Source organism: Phycicoccus avicenniae (assembly GCF_018139485.1).
In the GTDB taxonomy this organism is placed as follows: domain Bacteria; phylum Actinomycetota; class Actinomycetes; order Actinomycetales; family Dermatophilaceae; genus Phycicoccus; species Phycicoccus avicenniae.
In genome coordinates, this window is the sequence record NZ_JAGSNF010000008.1 from 24,827 (window position 1) to 45,057 (window position 20,231).

The following is a 20,231-nucleotide window of genomic DNA, read 5'->3' on the forward strand; positions in this document are numbered from 1 at the left end:
GATGACGACGACGACCGACCAGGCCCAGGCCTCGCCCCCGAACGACGAGGGCGACCTGCTCCTCGACGCCCGCGGGGTCAAGGTCCACTTCCCCATCAAGCGGGGCGTGGTCTTCGACAAGACCATCGGCCACGTCTACGCCGTCGACGGCGTCGACCTGCAGGTCCGGCGCGGCGAGACCTACGGCCTCGTCGGCGAGTCCGGCTGCGGCAAGTCGACCCTCGGCAAGGCGATCATCGGGCTCGAGCCGCCGACCGAGGGGACGGTCTCGATCGACGGGACCGACGTCGCCTCGCTCAAGGGGTCCGAGCTGCGCCGGCGCCGCAAGGACTTCCAGATGGTCTTCCAGGACCCGATGAGCAGCCTCGACCCGCGGCAGTCCGTCGAGTCGCTGCTCGTCGAGGGGATGCGGGCGCACGGCCTCGCCTCGGACGGGAAGAAGACGACGGCCCGGCTGCGCGAGCTGCTCACCGCCGTGGGCCTGCCGGCCGCCGCGCTCAAGAAGTACCCGCACGAGTTCTCCGGTGGGCAGCGCCAGCGCATCGGCATCGCCCGGGCCCTCGCGGTCGAGCCGAAGCTCATCGTCGCCGACGAGCCGGTGTCCGCCCTCGACGTGTCCGTGCAGGCGCAGGTCATCAACCTGCTCGAGGAGCTGCAGGGCGAGTACGACCTCACCTACCTCGTCATCGCCCACGACCTCGCCGTCGTCCGGCACATCAGCGACCGGATCGGGGTCATGTACCTCGGCGGGCTCGTCGAGGAGGCGGCGGCGGACGACCTGTACGCGCAGCCGCTGCACCCCTACACCCGGGCGCTGCTGTCGGCCGTGCCGGTGCCGGACCCGGAGGCCGAGGACCGGCGCGAGCAGATCCTCCTCGCCGGGGACCTGCCGTCGCCGTCGAAGCCGCCGGCCGGGTGCCGGTTCCACACCCGCTGCCCGTGGCGGCAGGAGACCCGGTGCGACGACGAGCGCCCGCAGCTGCGCGTCGTCGAGATCGACGGCGTGGCCTCCGGGCACCGGGTGGCGTGCCACTGGGCCGAGCAGATCGAGAGCGGCGAGATCCAGCCGCAGGTCGTCGCCCCGACCGCGACCGTCGGCGACCTGCTCGCCGGTGAGGCCGACGGGTCGGACGAGGGCTGACCCCGGGGTTCGGTGAGGCTTCCCTGGGGTGACGTCCCGGGGCGGCCGGAGCATGATGACGCCATGAGCCGACTCCTCACCGACGACGAGATCAGCCGCCAGCTCGGGGACCTGCCCGGGTGGGAGCGCGACGGCGAGGCCATCGTCGCGACGATCGAGGCCCCGGACTTCCCGGCGGCGATCCGGATCGTCGCGACCGCCGCCGACGAGGCGGAGCAGATGAACCACCACCCCGACATCGACATCCGGTGGCGGACGACGCGGTGGCTGCTCACGTCTCACGACGCCGGCGGGTTGACCCAGCTCGACGTCGAGCTGGCGCACCGGATCAACGCCGCGGCCCGGGCCGAGGGCGCCTCCCTCGATGGCTGACCGCGAGCCGGCCGCCGCCTCGGCGGCCCTCGCCGAGCACGACGAGGTCCACGATCCCGCCTTCGGCGACCGGCTCAACTGGCTGCGCGCCGGCGTGCTCGGCGCCAACGACGGCATCGTGTCGACGGCCGGGCTCGTCATCGGCGTCGCGGCGGCGACGACGAGCCGGGGCGCGGTGCTCACCGCCGGGCTGGCCGGCCTCGTCGCGGGTGCGATGAGCATGGCGGTCGGGGAGTACGTGTCGGTGTCGACGCAGCGGGACAGCGAGCGGGCGCTCATCGCCAAGGAGGTCCGCGAGCTCGAGGAGGAGCCGGAGGCCGAGCTCGCCGAGCTCGCGTCGATCTACGAGGCGAAGGGCCTCTCCCCGGACCTCGCGCACCGGGTCGCCGTCGAGCTGACCGAGCACGACGCGCTCGCCGCGCACGCCGAGGCCGAGCTGGGGATCGACCCGGAGCACCTGACGAACCCCTGGCACGCCGCGTGGGCGTCGATGCTCGCCTTCACCCTCGGCGCGCTGCTGCCGCTCGTCGCGATCCTCCTGCCCCCGGTGTCCTGGCGGGTGCCGGTGACGGTGCTCGCCGTCGTCGCGGCCCTTGCGGCGACGGGGCTCGTGAGCGCCCGGCTCGGCGACGCCGACGCCCGGCGGGCGACCGTGCGGGTCGTCATCGGAGGGCTGCTCGCGATGGCCGTCACCTACGCCATCGGCTCCCTCGTCGGCACCCAGGTCTGACGCGCTCCGCCCCTCCCTATCGCGGGCTACGGCGCAGTCTTGGTCGCGATCGCAGCACTCCGTGCGACATGGGGTGCGCTTCGGCCCGCGCCGGCACCGTGGATCTCCAGTCGTCCACAGGCGCGCCGGAAGGGCCGTCCCGTCCACAGGCGAGCCGCCGTCCCTGTCGTGGGAGACGCCGGTCCCACACGCTAGTCCGGTGCTGCCTACAACGACTCTCGACGACCTGCTCCGACACCAGGACCGGGTCCTGACCCGATCCCAGCTGACCGCCTGCGGGGTCTCCGCTGCCGCGATCCGCTGGAACGCCGGACGGAACTGGCGCGTGCTCCTCCCGCGGGTCTACCTCCTGTCGAGAGAGTCGCCGACGGAGTGGCAGCGACATCGTGCGGCGCTGCTATGGGCAGGCCCCGGCGCCGTCCTCTCCGGCCCGACGGCTGCCGCGCTGCACGGCATCCGTTCGGCGGGTCCCGGTCCGCAGGTCCGTCTCCTCGTTCCGGCCCCGAAGCGGAGTCGACAGGCCGGGTACGCGACGGCCCGTCGGACCTGCCTCGAGGACCGGACCACCCGCCGCGACGGTCTGCAGGTCTCCTCCGTCGCCCGGTCCGCCGTGGACGCGGCGGTCCTCGCACGCGGCCCGCGGGCCCGGGAGGCGATCCTCGTGGAGGCGGTGCAGCGTCGTCTCACGACGGTCGACGACCTCGCCGAATGGGTCTACCGCCTCCGCGTCCGGGATGCCGCGTCCGTGCTGCTCGCCCTGGAGGCCGCCGCCTCCGGAGCCTGGTCCGTCCCCGAGCACGACCTGCTCGCCCTGCTTGCCCGGTCCTCGACGCTGCCCGAGCCATGGGCCAACCCGAGGCTCAGGACCCGCGGCGGTCTGCGGCTCACGACGCCTGACGTGTGGCTGGACGACGTCGGTCTGGCCGTCATGGTGCACTCGCACCGGCATCACAGCCAGGGCGACGAGTGGGACGACACGGTGGCCGCCGATTCCGACCTCGTGGCAGCAGGGGTGGTCGTGGTCGGTGTGACGCCGCGCCAGGTCCGGCGGTCACCGGACGCCGTCCTGCGTCGCATCGAGCGCGCCCACGCGGTCGCCGCTGACCGTCCGCACCCTGCCGTGGTCGCGTCGCACCCGGAGTCGCCGCTGAGGTCGCACCACGTGTCGTGATCACGACCAGTACCGCGCCGTAGCACGCACCCCGGGTGCCGTGCCTGGGCGAGAGAACGTCCGGGTCCGCGCCCCGGGATCAGTCGCCTCGGAGAGCGGCGAAGAGGGCGTCGGCGAGCGGGGACTCGCGGACGTCGTCGAGGTCCAGCGGCCGGCCGTCCGGTCCGGCCAGCGGCAGGCGCCAGTTGGGGTACTCCTCGTGGGTGCCCGGCTGGTTGATGGCCCGCCGGTCGCCGACGAGGTCCGGCAGCGCGACGGCCAGCATCCGGCTGGGCGTCCGGGCGAGGAACCGGTGCAGCGCGACCACCTGCTCGTCGACGTCCGCGTCCGCCGCGAGCAACCCCTGGTCGCGCACCATCTCCAGGACCCGACCGATCGCCGCCTGCTCGACCTCCCGCTCCTCCTCGACCGGCCGCGTCAGCAGCCCGAGGCCGTCCCGGACGTCGACGTGCTCGAGGGTGAGGTAGCCGGCGGTCGGCGGCAGGTCGTGGACGGTGACCGTCGACAGGCAGAGGTCGCGGTAGGACTCCGGCGGCCGTGGGGTGTCCTCGTCCCACTCGAACCACAGGATCGACGTCCCGAGCAGCCCGCGCTCGACGAGCACCTCCCGCACGTTCGGCGCGACGACCCCGAGGTCCTCGCCGATGACGACGGCCCCCGCCCGCTGCGCCTCGAGGACGAGGATCCCGATGAGCGCCTCGTGGTCGAGGTAGACGTACGTCCCGTCGGCCGGCGACGCGCCGAGCGGGATCCACCAGAGCCGGAACAGCCCGAGGATGTGGTCGACCCGGATGCCCCCGGAGTCGCGCAGCACGGTGCGGATCATGTCCCGGAAGGGCGCGTACCCCTGCTCGGCGAGCCGGTCCGGGCGCCACGGCGGCTGCGACCAGTTCTGGCCCAGCTGGTTGAACGGGTCGGGCGGCGCCCCGACGGTCACCCCGCGGGCCAGCGCGTCGCCGAGCCCCCACGCGTCCGCTCCCACCGGGTGCACGCCGACGGCGAGGTCGTGGACGACACCGAGCGACATCCCGGCCGTCGTCGCCTCCCGCTGCGCCGTCGCCAGCTGCTCCTCGAGCAGCCACTGCATCCACCGGTGCAGGTCGACCCGGTCGGCGTGCTTCTCGACGAACGCGGCCACCCCGTCACCGTCCGGGTCCTGCAGCTCCGCCGGCCAGTCGGTGAAGGGCAGCCCGTGGACGTCCGCGAGCGCGCACCACGTCGCGAACCGCAGCAGGCCCTCCCCCTCGCGCTCGCAGTAGGCCGCGAAGTCCGCCGCGCGGGCGGCGGACCGGCCGGCGTCGAAGACGAGCTGCAGCGCCTCCCGCTTGAGGGTCCACGCGGCGTCCCGGTCGATGCGCTCCCCCGCGTCGAGCGCCCGCCCCCGGGCGTCGAGGTCGGCCATGTGCCGCTGCCCGCTCGCGTCGAGCAGTGCGGTCTCGGGCACGTCCTCGACCCGCAGGTAGAGCGGGTTGACGAACCGCCGGGTCGTCGGCAGGTAGGGCGAGGCCTCCATCGGGACGACCGGCTCGGCGGCGTGCAACGGGTTGACGAGGACGAAGTCGGCGTCGTGCGCGGCAGCGGCCCACGAGGCCAGGTCGGCGAGGTCGCGCAGGTCGCCGACGCCCCAGGACCCCGACGAGCGCACCTGGTACAGCTGCGCCATGAGCCCGACGACCCGGCGCTGCGCGGACTCTCCCGGCAGCTCCAGGCGCTCGGGCGTGACGACGAGGGTCGCCTCCGTCGGCGCCGACCCGGGCGCCGCGGCGTCGAGGTCGGCGACGAGCCGGTGCCAGCCGAGGGGCAGGTCGTCCGGCAGCTCGAAGGTGGCCTCTCCGACGGCGACGTCGTCGACGACGCGGTCCGGCACCCAGCGGTCGGCCTGCGGCACGTCACGCGTCCCGCCGCCCTCGAGGACGACCTGCAGCCGCACCCCGGACCCGGCCCGCACGTGGACGGGCACCTGGTGGGTGCGCCCGGCGCGGGTGACGACCGTCGGCGGGAGCACGTGGCGCCAGGGCCCCAGCTCGTGGTCGGTGATCGCGGTCTCGACGGCCGCCTCGTCGGCGGCGTCGACCCCGAGGGCCGCGAGGACCGCACGCACGGAGTCGGCGGGCACGGTGACGTGCCGTCCCTGCCAGTCCCAGTACTCGGTGGCGACACCGTGGGCCTGGGCGAGCTCGGCGAGCCTGGGGGTCGGGGCGTCGGGCTGCATCCCCCCATCCTGCCAACAGCCGCGGCCGGGACGAACCCGCGTCCGCACCGGTCGACGGGACGTCGGCGGACCCGGGCAGACTGGCGCCCATGGCGACGATCGTGTTCCTCCACGCGCACCCCGACGACGAGGCCTCGCAGACGTCCGGGACGATGGCGCGCGCCGTCGACGCCGGGCACCGGGTCGTCCTCGTCACGGCCACGAACGGTGACCACGGCACGGCCCCCGACGACCTCGCCGACGGAGAGACGGTCGTCGACCGGCGGCGTCGCGAGCTCGAGGTGTCGGCACGCTCCATCGGGCTGCACCGGGTCGTGTGGCTCGGGTACGCCGACTCCGGGATGACGGGCTGGGAGCAGAACGTCGCCGAGAACGCCTTCACGGGGGCCGACCTCGACGAGGCGGGTGCGCGTTTCGCGGCCGTCCTCGACGAGGAGGACGCCGACGTCGCCGTCGGGTACGACTGGCACGGCGGCTACGGCCACCCCGACCACGTCCAGGTGCACAGAGTCCTGCACCGCGGGGCCGATCTCGCCGCGCGGCGTCCGCGGGTGCTCGAGTCGACGATGAACCGCGACGCGATGCGCCGGATGCACGAGGCCGCCCTCGCCGCCGGCCAGGAGGACGACTGGGACCCGGACCGGCCGATGGACGACGGGAACCCGATGGGAGAGCCCGAGAGCGAGATCCACTGGCGGGTCGACGTGACCGACCTCGTCGAGCGCAAGCGGGCCGCCCTCGCGGCGCACGCGAGCCAGACGAGCGACGTCGGGATGATGCTCGCGATGCCGCCGGAGGTCTTCACCGCCGTCTTCGGGTTCGAGCACTTCGTCGAGCCGGGCCGTGAGCCGGGGATGGTCGACGGGTGGCCTTTCGACGCCTGAGCCGTCGACCGGTCCTGGTCGTCCGGCGGGGGCGCGACCCGCAGTCCTACCGGAGCGACGCCGCTCCGGGCTCCGTCGTGGCCCGACCGGGCTGTCCGCCGTCGCGGACGAGGGCCGCCACGCTCGCCGCGGTCGCGAGCAGCGCGAGGCCGGTGCGCACCCAGTTCCAGCGGTGCCACAGCGCCAGCTCGTCCGAGACCGCCGTCGGCGGGAAGCCGGGGTCGAGCAGTGCGCCGTTCGCTCCCGAGAAGTACGCCGGGAGCAACAGCAGCGTGAGGACCATGGCGGCGCAGGCCACGGTCCACAGCACGCGCCCGGGCGTCCGGTGTCGGATCGCGCGCCCGGCGCACAGAGCGAGGCCTGCCACCGAGAGCAGCTCGACGGGCAGCAGGGTCGCTCCCGTCGCCGGGCCCGCGGAGCCGAAGACGGTCAGGAAGGTCACCGGCTCCATCCCCCGCCACATCGGCACGACGACCGTCTGGGTGAGCAGACCACCCGTGGCGAACGCGGAGGTGGCGGCGACCCCGACCACCGCGGTGACCCGGGAGCCGCGACCCCGGACCGCGCCGCGCGGGACGTCGCCCCGGGGTGACCGGAGGACCGCCGGCGGTGTCATGGCGTGGACCCCCCGTCCGCCACCGACGGCGACGCGGCGGGGCGGCCCTCGAGGTTGTCGACGAGCTCTGCGAGCACGGCCATGAAGGTCGAGAGGCGCTCCTGCTCGACCCCGCGCGTCGCGTCGACGTTCACCGATGACGCGGCGGACACGAGATCGTCCTCGATCATCCGGGCGCGGACCGTGAGGTGCACGAGGGACCGGCGGCCGTCGGCAGGGTCGGGAGCGCGGGTGACGAGCCCGTCGCGCTCCATCCTCGACAGCGTGTTCGCCATCGTCGGTTGCTCGACCCGCACTCGGCGGCAGAGCTCGGCCTGGGTCAGGCCGTCCTCCTCGTACAGGGCGAGCAGCTGCGGGAACTGCCCGGGGACGACACCGAACGGTGCGATGCGGTCGCGCAGGGCGTGGGCGAGCAACCGCGCGAGATCGTTGACGCGGTAGCCGAGGGACTCCGCCCGGAAGGTGGGGCGCGTCACGGCCGGCCCCCTCGTCGTCGCAGAGCCCGGCGGACGCGGGTCCACTGCCACAACGCCAGCCCGGACAGCACGAGCACGGGCAGCACGAGCCAGCGCACGACCGCGAGGGCCGTGTCCGACAGCTCGGGCGCGGCGTAGACGTACGCCGCCACGAGTGCCCCTGCGACGAGGTGGACGCCGCGCTGGCCCGTGCGGACCTGGCGCTGCGTGGGACGGGATGTCGATCGGGTCATGACATGTCCTCCTCGGTGGATAGCATGCTATGCACAAGACCATAGCCTGCTATGCATAGCACCGCCACTGTGCGTCACGGTCACTGTTGCCGCCGGCGACCGGCCTCGCCGCCTCCCCGGCGCCCGCCGGTGCTGTGCTCCGGTTGCGGGACAGCGGGTCCGGGGCGAAGGTGAGGTGCCCGGGGCGGCCGGTCGTCGCCCGTGACATCGCACGAAGGAGTGCCCGTTGTCCGCTCGCGCCCGTCTCCGGTCCGCCCTCGCGGCCGTTGCCGTCCTGCCCCTCGTCGCGCTCGCCGCCTCGCCTGCCGCCGCAGCTGCCGGTCCGGACGAGTACGTCGCCCTCGGCGACTCCTACGCATCCGGCAACGGCACCGGCTGGCCGGACCGCAGCCTGTCCTGCTACCGCAGCAGCCTCGCCTACGCCCCGCTCGTCGCGAAGCAGCGCGGGAACACCGACCTGAGGTTCCGGGCGTGCTCGGGCGCCGAGACCGGTGACGTGACCGGGGGCCAGACGGACGCGCTGTCGGCGTCGACCGACCTCGTGACGATCAGCATCGGCGGCAACGACGTCGGCTTCGTCGACCTCATCCTGTCGTGCTTCAGCACGTGGGACGAGCCGCTGTGCCGCTCGACGGTCTCGAAGGTCAAGGGGCGGATCGACACCCAGCTGCCGGCGAAGCTCGACGCGACGTACGCCGACATCGCCGGCCGGGCGCCCTCGGCCGAGGTGTTCGTCGTCGGCTACCCGAAGCCGTTCGGCTCCTCGGTCTCGTGCGCCCAGGCCTCCGGCGTCAACAGCCGCGAGGCGGTGCTGCTCAACGACGTCGCCGGCCACCTCGACGCCGTCATCCGCGACCGCGCCGAGGCCGCCGGGTTCACCTACCTCGACCCGGCGCCGTCGTTCACCGGGCACGACGTCTGCGCCGGCACCCCCTACGTCTGGGGCAAGAAGGCCGCGCTGCTCGACATCTACCACCCGACCCGTGCGGGACACCGGGACGGCTTCGCCCCGCTCGTCCTCGCCGCGATGGGCTGAGCGGCGGGCCGGACGCCCCGCGGTCAGCGCCGGACGAGCCAGAGGAGGAGGCTGAGCACGACGGACACGAGGAGCATCGAGGTGACCGGGACGTAGACGCGCGTCCCGGGCCGCTCGATCCGGATGTCCCCGGGGAGGTTGCCGAACCACCCGAGCGCGCCGGTCACCGCGAGCAGCCCGACGACGGCGATCCCGCCACCGACCACGAGCAGGAGCAGTCCGGCGTCGCGGTTCATCGGGGCTCCTCGGGGTGGTCGTCGCGATGGGTGTCGTCACGTCCCAGCCTAGGTCGGGGGGTGTGCGCCGCGGGGCCCCCGTCGGCCATGATGGACCCTCCCCGGGTCGCCTGGCCTGGGCGGATCCCGAGGAGCGGTGTGACGGGCGAGCGCCAGGACCGCAGCCACTACGCGCTGCTCGGCGTGCCCGAGGACGCGAGCGAGGCGGAGATCGGCAAGGCGTTCATGCGCGCGATGCGGGAGGCCCATCCCGACCAGCACGCGAGCGGGTCGGCGGCCGAGCGCGCCGAGGCCGAGGAGCACGCCCGCCGGCTCACGGAGGCGCACGGGGTCCTCACCGGACCGGACCGCATCGAGTACGACGAGCTGCTACGGGCGCAGCGCTCCGGGTCGGCGTCGCCGCCGCCCGCGCGGACCCCCGAGGCCCCGGCGTCACACCCGGCGGACGTCACCGCGGAGGCGTCCACCCTCCCCGTGCAGGACACCGTCCTCCGCCTGACCCGTGAGCGCTGGAAGCGCGGCGGCACGCTCGTCCCGAACGAGGGCGGCCGTCCCATCACGGTCCCGGCGGAGGTCGAGCACGACGCCGTCCTCGTCTTCGAGGGCCGTGGTCTGCCGTCGCAGGACGGTGGGGCCGCGGGCGACCTGCACGTCCGGGTCGTCCACGTCGACCGGCGGGGGCACGAGCTGTCCGACGGGCACGGCGTGGACACCGGCGGCTTCTCGCTGCAGCGGGCGGTCCGGGACCTCGGCCCGGTGCAGGCGGCCCTCGTCGGTGCCGGTCTCGTCGTCGCGCTCGTGGCGCTGCTCGTCCTGCTGTTCCTCGGATGAGCGAGCCGGCCCTTACGTGGAGCGGAGCCCCAGCACGTTCCGCTCCGGATCACCCGCTGACGTCGATGACGCGCACGTCGGTCTCGTCACGCGCGGGTGGCTCGAAGCCTGCGAGAAAGCGGTCCAGCAGGGAAGCGTCGACGACGAAGTCGTCGGCATGCTCTCCTCGCCGCGAGCTCAGACGTCGGCGCAACACCTCCTCAGGCGCCCTGAAGTAGACGACCTCGACATCAGCGCCCTCGGCGTGGCCCAGAGCGCGATAGTCGTCGCGCTCCGTCCGTGACCAGAAGGAGTAATCCACCACGACGTCCCGACCGGCGCGGATCGCCTCGGCGATCACAGCTCGCTGACGACCCCGGATGTCGGCGGCGACCTCGGGTGGGACCGAGGCGGCGTCGGTGAGCCCGGCCGCGAAAGCCTCGCGGTCGATCGAGAAGCGCGACCAGCCCCGCGCTTCCAGACCCCGTGCGTAGGTGGACTTCCCAGCGCCCGCCACCCCGCACATCAGGCTCATCCGTGTCACCGCAGGAGCGTAACGACCGAGTTCCCTTCGGGGGCGCTCACGTGGGTGGAGCGCGTCTAGACGTTGAAGCGGAACGATCCTCTGGGGCTTCGGTGGTGGCTGGCCATCGTCGACTGATGCCGGAAACCACCCTTTGACCTGCGGAAACGTGCTCAACAGACCGTTGAACGTCGTCAGCGCGAGTCGGCCCTCGCCGGGCTTCTTGCGGACTGTTTGCGGACCGCCGGATGGCCGGAGGCCCCTCCGGAGGTGAGTGACTTTTCGATCCTGACGACGTCACGCTGCTCAATCTTCGCGGCGGTGTTGTAGCGCTGCCGGGCACGTCACGACTCCCGACGACGCAGCCCTAGAGACTACTGGGACTGCTCGATGGCGGGACTATCGGTGCAGCATTCCCGCATGCTCGTGTATGCCTTCAGGCACGGCGCCCTAGAGGAGTTCCTCTACGTCCCCCTTGTCGAGGTCGAACTCTCTCGTTCGCCACTCGCGGTGGGCGCTCCGTACTAGTACGTCCTGCAACTACTGGAACAGCCCACCGAGCGGAGCCACATCGGTAGATACCGTTGCCAAGTGGGTGCCTCCAGTGCTCACAGGGTTTGCAGGACGACACCCCTCCCCGAGCAGCCCACAGGGGGTGATGAACGTCGAGTACTTGGCGCCGCTCCTCCCAGAGCAGCGTCGGGCGTGACCGAGGCGTCCGGGCCTCGGCCGAAGCAGGCTCAACTCGACCAACGCGGAGGCGGGCTTGAGTCGCTGCCGCGACAAGCCCATTCCATGCGGAGCCTGGACCCCCGCGCCCGGAAGAAGAGTACAAATCGGCATTGCATGTAGCGCCTCGCCAAGTCGTACTCTTTGTACGCGTCCTGCCATGACAAATCCGGACCGACTGTCACGACGGCGAACTCGGTGTCACCGCTGACGACGGCGCCTCTTGAGCCAACGGCGGAAGCACCTGACCGCTGCACTGACCGGTCGTCGCAGGCGAGCTGCACTGATTCTGGCGCCTGCACCGCGGCGGACGCGGCGCCCAGCCATCCTGGCGGCCGAAGCCGTGTCAACTCATCTGCGAAGCGGCGGAACCTAGGCGTCAGCCGCAGGCGAGGCGCAGGGCTAACGGGCCCGGTCCCTTCGAGGCCGGAGTAGTAGTCATCGAATGCTGGCTGGCCCGACGCAAACATCACGAGGTTTTCGGATCCCGCGTCACGTAGCTTGGCTTGCACGTCGACCGCACGTTGATACAACACGAACATCTCGATTTCCTCGACGAGCATCAGCCTGGACTCGCCGCCCCAACGCTCGCGCCACTCCAAATAGCCCACGAGCTGCGCGGGCCCATGCAGCGCGTCGACCACGACGGCCATATCAGTGACGGCGACGATCCAAGGGTGCTGTCCAGGGTCTACCAGTCCCCAAGCCTCCAAAAGGGTTCTCGCCGTGCCGATATCGCCGAGGTCGTCGAAGCAAGGCAGCACCTGAAAGGAGCGATGTACCGACGCCGGGTCAAGTAGCCCTACGGTTTGCCCCTGCGCGGTGAGAAGGGGAATCGGACCACCGTCTAACAGGCGCGCATCGCGAGCGAGCTGTTCCACTCCATGCCCGAGGAGATCTCGAACCTGGCCACGATAACTGTCGACGCTGCCTCGACGTCCCGCCAGCTTGAACGGTGCCCCCTTGCCTTCCACGAAGAGAGCCATATCTTCGAACAGCACCAGCCCATCCATCTCGAACCGTCCGGATCCGTCGGGCGCATCGATGTGAACAGACGTGTGAACGCGAGCGCCGGGCAGCAGCGAGGCGAGGAGGTCAACCGCGAGGCCATCAACCGCCCTCGCTCGCGCGGCCGGCCAGCGTTGGCCAAAGGTGCGGGACATGAGCGACTCCACCGTGGAGGCCATGTCGGTTAAGAGAGCGCCCGAGTCCGCGACGAGTAGCCGCTCGCCGTTCGATGAAGGAGACGTGGGGCTTGGGAAGAGCATGAACGGCCGATCACGAGCTGCGGGCTCGTCGAGCACACTCCTAAGCGGCGCGCCATCGCCTGGACGCAGACCGGTGGCCATCAGTACCGCTCCCAAGCGGCTCCGAGTCGGCTCATCGAGTCGCGCTCGCACGTCAGCGACACTGGGCGCGACAGCAGGCACGATCCACTCGTGGGCCGCAATGATGAAGGCGAAGCGTCGAGCGTCGACACGCCGGCTTTCAGGTGCGGCAGCCGCTACCGCGTCCGCGGACTCGAGAGCCTTCTCAACAGCCTCGGAGACGGAGTCCCGCAAGTGAGAGACCAGCGCATCGGCCACAGCGGCATAGTCCGCAACATCAAATCCGAGACGTTCGATCATGGCCGGCCCATGCGCCGCACCGAGCCAGCGGACAAGTTCACGGTCGTGGGAAGGGTAGGCCGAGCCACGCCAGACGAGTCGACGGGCGAGCAACCTGTTCCGGACCACTTCATCACGCATCGCAATCGCGGCTGAAGGTTCGCCTCGGGGCATGAATCCGTCAGCGATGTTTACTGCATAGGCCAAGTAGCGGACCTGTCCGAGGAGATTCAATGCACCGATAACGTCGCGCGGGTTGAAGCCCACATTCTCTGTGGGGCCTTGACCTGCGACGATCTGACACGCGATTTCGTAATCGAGGTCGTCGGGCACTTCGGATGGGTCTTCGCTTGCGCCCCACTTGCTGAAGCGCTGTAGGAAGAGCATTAACGCCAGCAGCGGTAACGAGTCGATGCGCCGAAGCGCCTTCGTCGCGGCGTCCAGAGCTGCCGATTGCTCACCCAAGAAGAACTCGCGAGCCGAAGGCGCGAGCTCAGTGAGCACTCCAACCGCTTCTGCATCGGGCGCGAAACCGACGGCTCTTTCGTCGGGTCCCGGGAAGAACTCGCCCCATGCCTGCGCGAAGGGGTGTTCCTGACGTCTGAACCAGTCGGCCCAGACGTCAAGGCCAGTCCGCTCTAGAAGCGGCACTTTGGCACGGGACGCCCGCTCGTCCTGTACTGCCCGTCGCTGGGCCTCCGACGGCGCCCTGCGTTGGCCCTTCCGAAGGTTGCTCATGCGGCTGATTGTGCACGCATATGGGAGCGCGCACGGCCAGGCCACCAGGACGGCGCCCTCGGCTCGGGCTGGGATCAAACAGGGCGGCGCATAGGCAGGGCCCGGATCGCCTCAGGGCCGAATGAGCCCAGCGCGGATCACGGACATGCCTCGCGGAACGTGATCGGGAAGTGCGTCTTTCCGGCTCCCCAATGACGCAAATGAAATGTCCTCTCAAGATCGCGCTGCGAGGGTTGGGTCACACGAAGCTGAGCTGACCGCTAGCCGCCCGGGTGATCGTCACCGTGGTGCCTTGGAGAGTGAAGTCGAGTAGCAGGCCACTGTCGAGCACGGCTGCGACGCCGGCGTGGTCACGCGCCACGATCACGCCGAGGAGGGAGCGGTCGTCGGCCAGGACCCTGAGCTCATCATCTGCGTCGGACATAACCACGGTCACCGGCATCGGGTCAGCAGGCTCGTCGCTGCCCTCGGGTCGGGACTGAGCAGTGACGGCGCCGGTTGCCATCATCTCGGCCAGCTTGTGGCGGTCCCTGCCCTGGACGTACTGGAGCAGGTCGAGAACATCTGTTGGGGTTGCATCGAGTTCCGCGCGCCACCCCTGGATGTGCCGCTCGCTTAGATACTCGCGCAGACCCTCCCCGTCTAAGTCGGCCTCTTCTGCGAGGCGCCCCAGATGCTGCGCCAGAGTCCGGGACTTCACGTCTCGGACGAGGAGGTCGATGGCGAGGGGCGTGTCGACGCCGTATCGCAGGTGGGCAGCAGTGCTGGCGAACAGCTGGACGGGGCTGAGACGCGACAGGAGGATGTCGTTGGCTTGTGCAATGACGAGGCCGACGGTCCATGACAGATAGTGCTGTACTCCTTCGCTGACCCCGTCGACCATTTGCTCGAGTCGAAACGCTGAGTCCTGCACCGCGGTGAGGTGGTCGTCGGCCAGTTCGGTGAGCGTTCGTCCTGCGATCCAGTCGCGAATCACGGAGTCGGTGTCGACCTCGATGTCCTCGCCTCTGGGTGACTTTCGGAAGCGCCAGTACTTCTTGGATTCTGGCAGCCTCAGAAGCTGCGTGTACACGGCCTGGCTGGTAAGGACGTCGAGTGTTTCCTCGAGTGTCTGTTCTTCGAGACCGCCTCGTTGTTGCACATGGTCGGCGAGCTCTCCAGCGATCGTCTCGATCAGGGCAGCGGACGCGAGGCTGGTTCCGGCCTGCGCCCAGCGTCGACGTGACGCAGGTGGTGTCTGGTCGTACTGCCTCGCGACGAGTTCGGCGAGTGCCAACCACCGCTCCTTCAGGTCGTCACGCAATTGTGTGAACGCGAACAGCCGCTCCACTACGTCGCGCCAGGTTCGGGTGATCGCGAGGTCGGGCACGTGGTCAAGGACGTGGAGGATGAACCAGACGTAGTTGACGAACCCTCCGGTCTCCTGGTCAGGCGTTAGCTGCAAAATCGCGTCTTGGGTCTGCGCCACCAACGCCTCGGCTTCGGCGAGAGCGTCGAGGGCGGCCGGCTTGGCTACCGTCGAGCGGACCTCCAGTTCGTCGGGCCCGGGGGTGAGCCGGTCGAAGTCGCTGCCGCTCAGGTTCTTCTGCAACGCCAGCACGATCCAGCCTTCCGACTCCTTCCCGGCTCGGCCGGCTCGCCCGACCGCGTTGAGAAGCTGGGCGGCTGTCATCCGGAACGCGGGGTCCTGGCCGTCGTACTCGGTGGTCGCGATGACCACGGTCCGGACCGGGAGGTTCACACCGTCGGTCAGGGTGCTGGTTGCGACCACGGCCTTGATCTGCTCGTTGCGGATGGCGTCCTCGACGGCTTCTTGCACCTCGACGGGCAACCCGGCGTGGTGGTAGGCCACGCCCTTGCGGACTGTGCCGACGAGAGGATGGTCGTCGCCGAGGCGCGCGGCGAGAGCGTCGGCAAGGCCTTGGGAGCGTGGGTCTTCCTCGAGCTCGTCGGCCATGACTCTTGCGGCGTCCCGTGCGGTGGCTCGTTGGGAGACGACCATGAGCAGACTGCCGGCGCGGAGCAGCAGCGTGGCTGTCTTGGCAGTTGTCGAGTAGGCGGTGGAGGTGTTGCCGTTCCCGGTGAGGCGCTTGTTGTCCGGGCCGAGGACGAGCTGACCGATGGGGGTCTCTTTGCTTGTGGCCAGGTGCCGCTCAGTGGCATTTGTGGGGCGAACCGCGAGATGGGCCTGCAGCTCGTACCGGATCTTGTCCTTGCCCCCGCGGCGGCGAGCAGGGATGACGGTTCGGCTCTCTTCGATCTTCTCGGTGCCCAGAAGGACGTGTAGCCGTCGTGGCGCTCTCCACTCGTCGGTGAACAGCACCTCTGCCTGGCCGTTGGCGCTCCACGCGGCGAGGGATGCGGCGTTGCCCATCACGCCGGAGAGGAGGATGAGTCGTGCGCCGCTGGCGTCGAGGAGGGACAACAGCCCCTCCAGCAACAGTCCGCGGCCGCCGGACTCGGCGATGAGGTGGACCTCGTCGATGATGAACAGGCTGAACCGGCTCAGGACCTCCTGCGGGTCCTGCCGTAGCGCGTTCATGAGGCGTTCCGGCGTCATCACCTCGACCTGGGGTAGCTGGCCGGTGCCGTCTCCGTCGGTAGTTTGGTCGCCGAAGAGGTCCTGGGCGCCGAAGCCATCGGGGAGGTCCGCGCCAAGGCGCCGGTCCAGATAGCGGAGACGGGGTCGGAGTCCCTGGCGCATTTCCCGGCCGAGACTGCGCAGCGGGGTGACGTAGCAGACGTCACGTTCGTCGCTTGCGGTGTGCGCGCAGATGATGAGCTGTGCGAGTAGCGTCTTGCCGGCGCTGGTAGGGACAGAGACGAGCAGCCTGGAGGTCGCCGGGTCGAGGGGACTGAGGGCCGGGTCAGCGACCAGGCTGCGCTGTGGCGGCCACAAGGTCAAAATGGGCTGCTGGTCGAGGGTGAATGCCTGCTTCACGGCCGCGGGTAGGTCGGGTGGCAGCACCGCCCAGATGCTGCTGTCGGCGAGCCCATCGGCGAGGGCGAGGAGGTGTCCAGCTACCCATCGGGTGTCGAGGTCGCTCAGGCCAACTTCGTTGTCGACGACGAGACGCAAATGTTCATGGGCGGCTTCGAGCGCGTCGGGACTACCTTCGCGTAGGTACTGAACGAGGTCGGCGACTCCCCTCAACAGCCGCTGCGTCGGGCCGAACATGGTGCCGTCCAGGCTGCCGAGCTCGGTTCCGCGGGTCAGCGCGGCCGCGGCGCTCGCCCAGGAGCGCAGCCACCGGTTGAGGGTGGCCATCTCGAGGCCAAGGAAGAGCATCCCGGCTTGGAGCGCGACGTCTGCGCTGTCGGTGAACTCGGCCGGCTCACTCACGACTTCGCGCATCTTGCGGTAGATGGCGCCGGCGTTAGGGCTTTCGTCGGCACGGTGGTAGCCAACTTGAGCGGCGAATGCAGTTGCCATTCGCTCGCGGCCTGCTTCGGCTGGGTCTTCGAGGAGGAGGTCGAGGACGTGGGCGCTGACGGCGAACGCGCGGCGGCGCTGCTCGAGCGGGTACCGGAAGCCTTCGGCGGTGGACGCGATACCGTGCAGGTACCAGGCGGTGCGTCGTAACGATGTGAGGTCGGTGCGGAATCCTGTGTCGGTCAGGCCACGGACGAGTTCGATCTCCAGCTCGGCGATGAGGTCGGTTAGCTCGGCGACGGTGGGGAGCTCGGTGAGATGATCCTCCCCGAAGGCGGCGTTGAGGTGCTCGGCGGCTAGAGCGCGGTCCACGCGTACCTCCGTACCGTCTTGGCCAGCTCGTCGTAGCAGCTGATGCTGGTGGCGAGACCGCGTAGCTGCCCGGGCTTGTTAAGGAGCGGCAGCTTTCTGCTCATCTTCTTGAACGGCTTGCCGGGCAGCGGCTGGTGGGTTGCGAGCGTCACGCCTGCGCCGACCGGCTCGTCGCCTTGGGTCCAGGCGGCCGGCACGTCGGCCATGAAGGCTAGTGTCGCGGCGTCTTGGGAACCCGCCGTGAAGGTGCCGACGATCTTGGCGACGTAACGCTGGCCCGAGATCGCGATTTGCGTATATGCCTGGTTGAGGCTGGTCGAAAGTGATCCGGAGCCGGTGTTCTTCTTGCTCTCCCAGAGCCGGAACCGCAGCGCGCCTTCGGGGTTCTCGTAGATCGAGAACCCGTCAGCGCCGGCGTCGGTGACGTCGCCCTTCGGGTCGGGTTGTACGCGGACGGCTGCGTTGTCCTTGGTGAGCAGGTGCCAGAGCCACTCCCCGACGTGGCCGTGCAGGTGGTCCTCGCTCTTTGGCTCGTCCGGTAGCCCAAAGACAGGCTCGATGAACGACGCGACGGTCTCCCTGTCCGGCGACGGGATTTTGGTTCCCGCCAGGGTGTGCTCGCGCCACGTGTCGTACAGACTGGTGGCGGGGCCGAATCGGACCTGCACTATGGTGTCGATGAGAACCCAGGCGAGCGCGCCCGCCTCCTCGGGGGTGAGGCTAGCGCCGTCGTGCGAACTCCACTCGCACTTACCGTGTTCGCCCGTGCCGTCGTGAAATGTCCGGGGTAGGTAGTCGTGGATATTGGTCCGATGATGAGTAGCGGCGAATTCTTCAGACTCCGAAGCGGACAGAGCAGCAAGCGGGGAGGCCGCCTGGCTCGCGGTCGGTGTTTTGGCGTTCGTCAATGCGCCTCCTGAGGTAAGTACCCGAATGCAGCTCAGCCGAATTGCAGCTGTGGTCGGTCTGTGGCACCGGCAGAAATGACCTCGTCGATCACTTCCACGTCTAGCCGTCCCTGCGCGAGGACGGCCTCGAAGTCAACGCCGTTGTCGATGAGCAGTTGTCGGGCTCGCCCCAGCAGTTGCGGAGACTCAGCCGGACCGAGCGACCCCGGTTCGGGCAGCCCCCATGAGGCGAGCTGCTGGTTCGCGCGGCGGTAGGAGGCGTCGGACAGGCGTCCGAGCCGGTGCGCGCGGTATACAAGGGCGCGAAGGCTAACGCCCCAATGCTTCTTGAGGTCGTGGAAGGCTTGCCAGTCGATGCGTCTGGGCAGTTGCTCGAGAATCTGCTCTCGCGGCATGAGCAATTCGGAGGCGAAAGCGTTCGCCTCCGACTCCACCAGTTTGGACCCCGGTTCGGTGTCGGGATGAAGAAGTAGGTGGCCGAGCTCGTGCGCGCCGTCGAACCGGCTCCGGGCCTTGTCCTCTTTGCTCCTGCTCAGGAAAACCAGAGGACGCTTCCCCGCCCAGGTGGACAGCGCGTCGACCCTCGGGTCCGCTCGCCCCGGCAGGCGCAAGACGATGACCCCGTGTGCCTCTAGCAGTTGAACAATGGACGGCACGGGCCCTGGCTCGAGACCCCAGTGGGTACGGAGTTGACTGGCGGCGTTTTCGATGACCTCAGCGGTCAACTGCTCAGGCAGGCCGAGTTCGGGCAGGTCGACCGGGGGAAAGTCGATGTAGTCGGCAATGAGGTCGACGAGCTGCAGGGACAGTTCGCCGTAGGCGAGAACCTGCTCGCGCGCTTTCGATGTCGTAGAGCGTAGCGAACGGAAGTGCGCGGACGAGGCGGGCAGCAACTCGGGGGTCGCGCCGGCACCAAAGAAGTCGCGGGGCATCCCGAGCGTGAGGCACATCTGCGCCAAGACCGACTGTGTCGGCCGGGACCCCTTCTCGTACTGGGCGATCGCGGTCGGGGTTACCTGCACCGAGCGAGCTAGCTCTGCCTTCGTGAGGCCCTGCAGGCGTCGAGCCACAGTTAGCCGGGTGCCGTCGAAGTCGGAGGCGCTGACGCTGTGGGGGCGGGCGGGGTTCACGCTTGCCCCTCGTGTGCCGGGCGCGGCTTGAGCGTCAGCGCGGGTGTATTCGTGGCGCGCTCGTCGTAGCTCGGGCCGGTCGGCCCTCGCCGACGCGAACCACCGGGAACGTAGTCGTCCGGGTCGGACCACAGCGGGTGCACGGCGGCGAATGACTGCTCGCCGAGCGCAGGGACACCCAGCCAGCCGGACGTCCCGGGGGAGGCGATGTCAGCGCCCCACACGAATACGAAGTGCGGCAGGTGGACCTCCTGGGCGGCGAGGGCGAACGGCAGCATCGAGACGGGCAGTGCCTCTTGGCCGGGTGCCGCCGTACGGTAACCGTGCAGCGCCATGGTGTTGGCGCGGGCGGCGTATTCCCGGACTTCGCTCGACTGGGTCCAGGGATCGAACTTCTCCCACTGAGGCCGGCGCCCGTGGCGCATGGGTGCCTTCATTATGTGGAAGTGCCTGCCAGCGTAGTCGAGCCGCAAGGCCCCATGTGGGCGTGCCACGCTCAGGCCCGAGATGTCCCACCGGTCGACATCGCGCTCCCGGTTGCCTAGGACTAGCCCCTCGGCCCGATTGGCAATGTTCCGAGCGCAGGTGTGGCCCAGCGTCTGGGCGTCGTCGCCCAGCTCGTCGGGCTCATATCGGCCGAGGTTCGCCTGCCACGTTTCGGTGATCAAACTGTGCAGACGATCGTTCAGGTCGCAGGCCGTGACCGCGTCGACGGCTCCCTCTAAGGCCGCCCCGGCAGCCGCTGTCGAAGAGAACATGCTCAAAGTGAATCATGGGCGCGCGTTTCGTGAACCACGACACGCTCAGAGACTGCGTTGATTCTGCCCAAAACTGAAGAAACTCAGTGCACGCCTACGCTCACAATCGGTCCGCGAGATCACGCCCCGTAGGTGCCGAGAGCCCCGCACCCGCGTCACTTCGCGGCTAAGGGCCT

18 protein-coding genes are annotated in these 20,231 nt (G+C 70.0%); 7 read left to right on the top strand and 11 right to left on the bottom strand.

Going from position 1 to position 20,231, the window contains the following annotated elements:
- Position 1: 1 nt before the first annotated feature.
- From KC207_RS06740 to KC207_RS06755, 4 genes are all read left to right on the top strand, one after another.
- A complete protein-coding gene (locus tag KC207_RS06740) occupies positions 2-1,141 on the top strand; it encodes an ABC transporter ATP-binding protein (RefSeq protein WP_211602217.1) in 1,140 nt (379 codons plus the stop codon).
- Between the two features lie 63 nt (positions 1,142-1,204).
- Positions 1,205-1,513, top strand: a complete 309-nt coding sequence (locus KC207_RS06745) for a 4a-hydroxytetrahydrobiopterin dehydratase (RefSeq protein ID WP_211602219.1) — start codon at positions 1,205-1,207, stop codon at positions 1,511-1,513.
- On the top strand, positions 1,506-2,243 hold the full coding sequence (locus tag KC207_RS06750) for a VIT1/CCC1 transporter family protein (protein WP_211602221.1): 738 nt from the start codon (positions 1,506-1,508) through the stop codon (positions 2,241-2,243). The genes KC207_RS06745 and KC207_RS06750 overlap by 8 nt, the downstream gene beginning before the upstream one ends.
- Before the next feature lie 199 nt (positions 2,244-2,442).
- On the top strand, positions 2,443-3,414 hold the full coding sequence (locus tag KC207_RS06755; protein WP_211602223.1) for a hypothetical protein: 972 nt from the start codon (positions 2,443-2,445) through the stop codon (positions 3,412-3,414).
- A gap of 79 nt (positions 3,415-3,493) precedes the next feature.
- On the opposite strand, the gene malQ is transcribed toward KC207_RS06755, so the two are convergent.
- Complete coding sequence (malQ, locus tag KC207_RS06760) at positions 3,494-5,626, bottom strand: 4-alpha-glucanotransferase (protein ID WP_211602225.1); 2,133 nt, start codon at positions 5,624-5,626, stop codon at positions 3,494-3,496.
- Between the two features lie 89 nt (positions 5,627-5,715).
- Here malQ and KC207_RS06765 point away from each other — a divergent pair, with 89 nt between their 5' ends.
- Positions 5,716-6,510, top strand: coding sequence for a PIG-L family deacetylase (locus KC207_RS06765; protein ID WP_211602227.1), 795 nt, complete (start codon positions 5,716-5,718; stop codon positions 6,508-6,510).
- Between the two features lie 46 nt (positions 6,511-6,556).
- Here the strand turns inward: KC207_RS06765 and KC207_RS06770 are convergent, their stop codons facing one another.
- The 3 genes from KC207_RS06770 to KC207_RS16880 are packed head-to-tail and all read right to left on the bottom strand — an operon-like array spanning position 6,557 to position 7,835.
- On the bottom strand, positions 6,557-7,126 hold the full coding sequence (locus KC207_RS06770; protein ID WP_211602229.1) for a hypothetical protein: 570 nt from the start codon (positions 7,124-7,126) through the stop codon (positions 6,557-6,559).
- Positions 7,123-7,602: a MarR family winged helix-turn-helix transcriptional regulator gene (locus tag KC207_RS16875; RefSeq protein WP_249138606.1), complete on the bottom strand. Its 480-nt coding sequence runs from the start codon at positions 7,600-7,602 to the stop codon at positions 7,123-7,125. Before KC207_RS16875 ends, KC207_RS06770 begins: the two co-directional genes overlap by 4 nt.
- Positions 7,599-7,835, bottom strand: coding sequence for a hypothetical protein (locus KC207_RS16880; RefSeq protein WP_249138607.1), 237 nt, complete (start codon positions 7,833-7,835; stop codon positions 7,599-7,601). The genes KC207_RS16875 and KC207_RS16880 overlap by 4 nt, the downstream gene beginning before the upstream one ends.
- 226 nt (positions 7,836-8,061) lie before the next feature.
- Between KC207_RS16880 and KC207_RS06780 the strand changes: the two genes are divergently transcribed.
- Entirely contained in the window at positions 8,062-8,871 is an 810-nt protein-coding gene (locus KC207_RS06780; RefSeq protein WP_211602232.1) for an SGNH/GDSL hydrolase family protein, read from the top strand.
- A 23-nt stretch (positions 8,872-8,894) separates the two neighbouring features.
- Here the strand turns inward: KC207_RS06780 and KC207_RS06785 are convergent, their stop codons facing one another.
- Positions 8,895-9,107 (bottom strand): DUF2905 domain-containing protein, encoded by a 213-nt coding sequence (locus KC207_RS06785; protein WP_211602235.1) that lies wholly within the window; start codon positions 9,105-9,107, stop codon positions 8,895-8,897.
- A 138-nt stretch (positions 9,108-9,245) separates the two neighbouring features.
- Between KC207_RS06785 and KC207_RS06790 the strand changes: the two genes are divergently transcribed.
- Entirely contained in the window at positions 9,246-9,938 is a 693-nt protein-coding gene (locus KC207_RS06790) for a DnaJ domain-containing protein (RefSeq protein WP_211602236.1), read from the top strand.
- Between the two features lie 49 nt (positions 9,939-9,987).
- Here the strand turns inward: KC207_RS06790 and KC207_RS06795 are convergent, their stop codons facing one another.
- The 6 genes from KC207_RS06795 to KC207_RS06820 all read right to left on the bottom strand — a co-directional run bounded on the left by KC207_RS06795 (position 9,988) and on the right by KC207_RS06820 (position 20,055).
- Positions 9,988-10,452, bottom strand: coding sequence for a P-loop nucleotide/nucleoside kinase family protein (locus KC207_RS06795; RefSeq protein WP_249138613.1), 465 nt, complete (start codon positions 10,450-10,452; stop codon positions 9,988-9,990).
- A gap of 728 nt (positions 10,453-11,180) precedes the next feature.
- Positions 11,181-13,514, bottom strand: a complete 2,334-nt coding sequence (locus tag KC207_RS06800) for a hypothetical protein (protein WP_211602240.1) — start codon at positions 13,512-13,514, stop codon at positions 11,181-11,183.
- 238 nt (positions 13,515-13,752) lie between these two features.
- Positions 13,753-17,259 carry a DEAD/DEAH box helicase gene (locus KC207_RS06805; RefSeq protein ID WP_211602242.1) on the bottom strand — a complete coding sequence of 1,169 codons (3,507 nt, stop codon included), beginning with the start codon at positions 17,257-17,259 and terminating at the stop codon, positions 13,753-13,755.
- A complete protein-coding gene (locus tag KC207_RS06810) occupies positions 17,244-18,167 on the bottom strand; it encodes a hypothetical protein (RefSeq protein ID WP_211602244.1) in 924 nt (307 codons plus the stop codon). Before KC207_RS06810 ends, KC207_RS06805 begins: the two co-directional genes overlap by 16 nt.
- 32 nt (positions 18,168-18,199) lie before the next feature.
- Positions 18,200-19,297, bottom strand: coding sequence for an XRE family transcriptional regulator (locus tag KC207_RS06815; protein WP_211602246.1), 1,098 nt, complete (start codon positions 19,295-19,297; stop codon positions 18,200-18,202).
- Positions 19,294-20,055: a hypothetical protein gene (locus KC207_RS06820; RefSeq protein WP_211602248.1), complete on the bottom strand. Its 762-nt coding sequence runs from the start codon at positions 20,053-20,055 to the stop codon at positions 19,294-19,296. The genes KC207_RS06815 and KC207_RS06820 overlap by 4 nt, the downstream gene beginning before the upstream one ends.
- Positions 20,056-20,231 lie beyond the last annotated feature (176 nt).

Coding starts and splice junctions, on each gene's coding strand:
- KC207_RS06820 (WP_211602248.1), bottom strand. CDS start 20,055: ATGTTCTCTTCGACAGCGGCTGCCGGGGCGGCCTTAGAGGGAGCCGTC.
- KC207_RS06740 (WP_211602217.1), top strand. CDS start 2: ATGACGACGACGACCGACCAGGCCCAGGCCTCGCCCCCGAACGACGAG.
- KC207_RS06800 (WP_211602240.1), bottom strand. CDS start 13,514: ATGAGCAACCTTCGGAAGGGCCAACGCAGGGCGCCGTCGGAGGCCCAG.
- KC207_RS06785 (WP_211602235.1), bottom strand. CDS start 9,107: ATGAACCGCGACGCCGGACTGCTCCTGCTCGTGGTCGGTGGCGGGATC.
- KC207_RS06745 (WP_211602219.1), top strand. CDS start 1,205: ATGAGCCGACTCCTCACCGACGACGAGATCAGCCGCCAGCTCGGGGAC.
- KC207_RS06765 (WP_211602227.1), top strand. CDS start 5,716: ATGGCGACGATCGTGTTCCTCCACGCGCACCCCGACGACGAGGCCTCG.
- KC207_RS06750 (WP_211602221.1), top strand. CDS start 1,506: ATGGCTGACCGCGAGCCGGCCGCCGCCTCGGCGGCCCTCGCCGAGCAC.
- KC207_RS16880 (WP_249138607.1), bottom strand. CDS start 7,835: ATGACCCGATCGACATCCCGTCCCACGCAGCGCCAGGTCCGCACGGGC.
- KC207_RS06770 (WP_211602229.1), bottom strand. CDS start 7,126: ATGACACCGCCGGCGGTCCTCCGGTCACCCCGGGGCGACGTCCCGCGC.
- malQ (WP_211602225.1), bottom strand. CDS start 5,626: ATGCAGCCCGACGCCCCGACCCCCAGGCTCGCCGAGCTCGCCCAGGCC.
- KC207_RS06795 (WP_249138613.1), bottom strand. CDS start 10,452: ATGAGCCTGATGTGCGGGGTGGCGGGCGCTGGGAAGTCCACCTACGCA.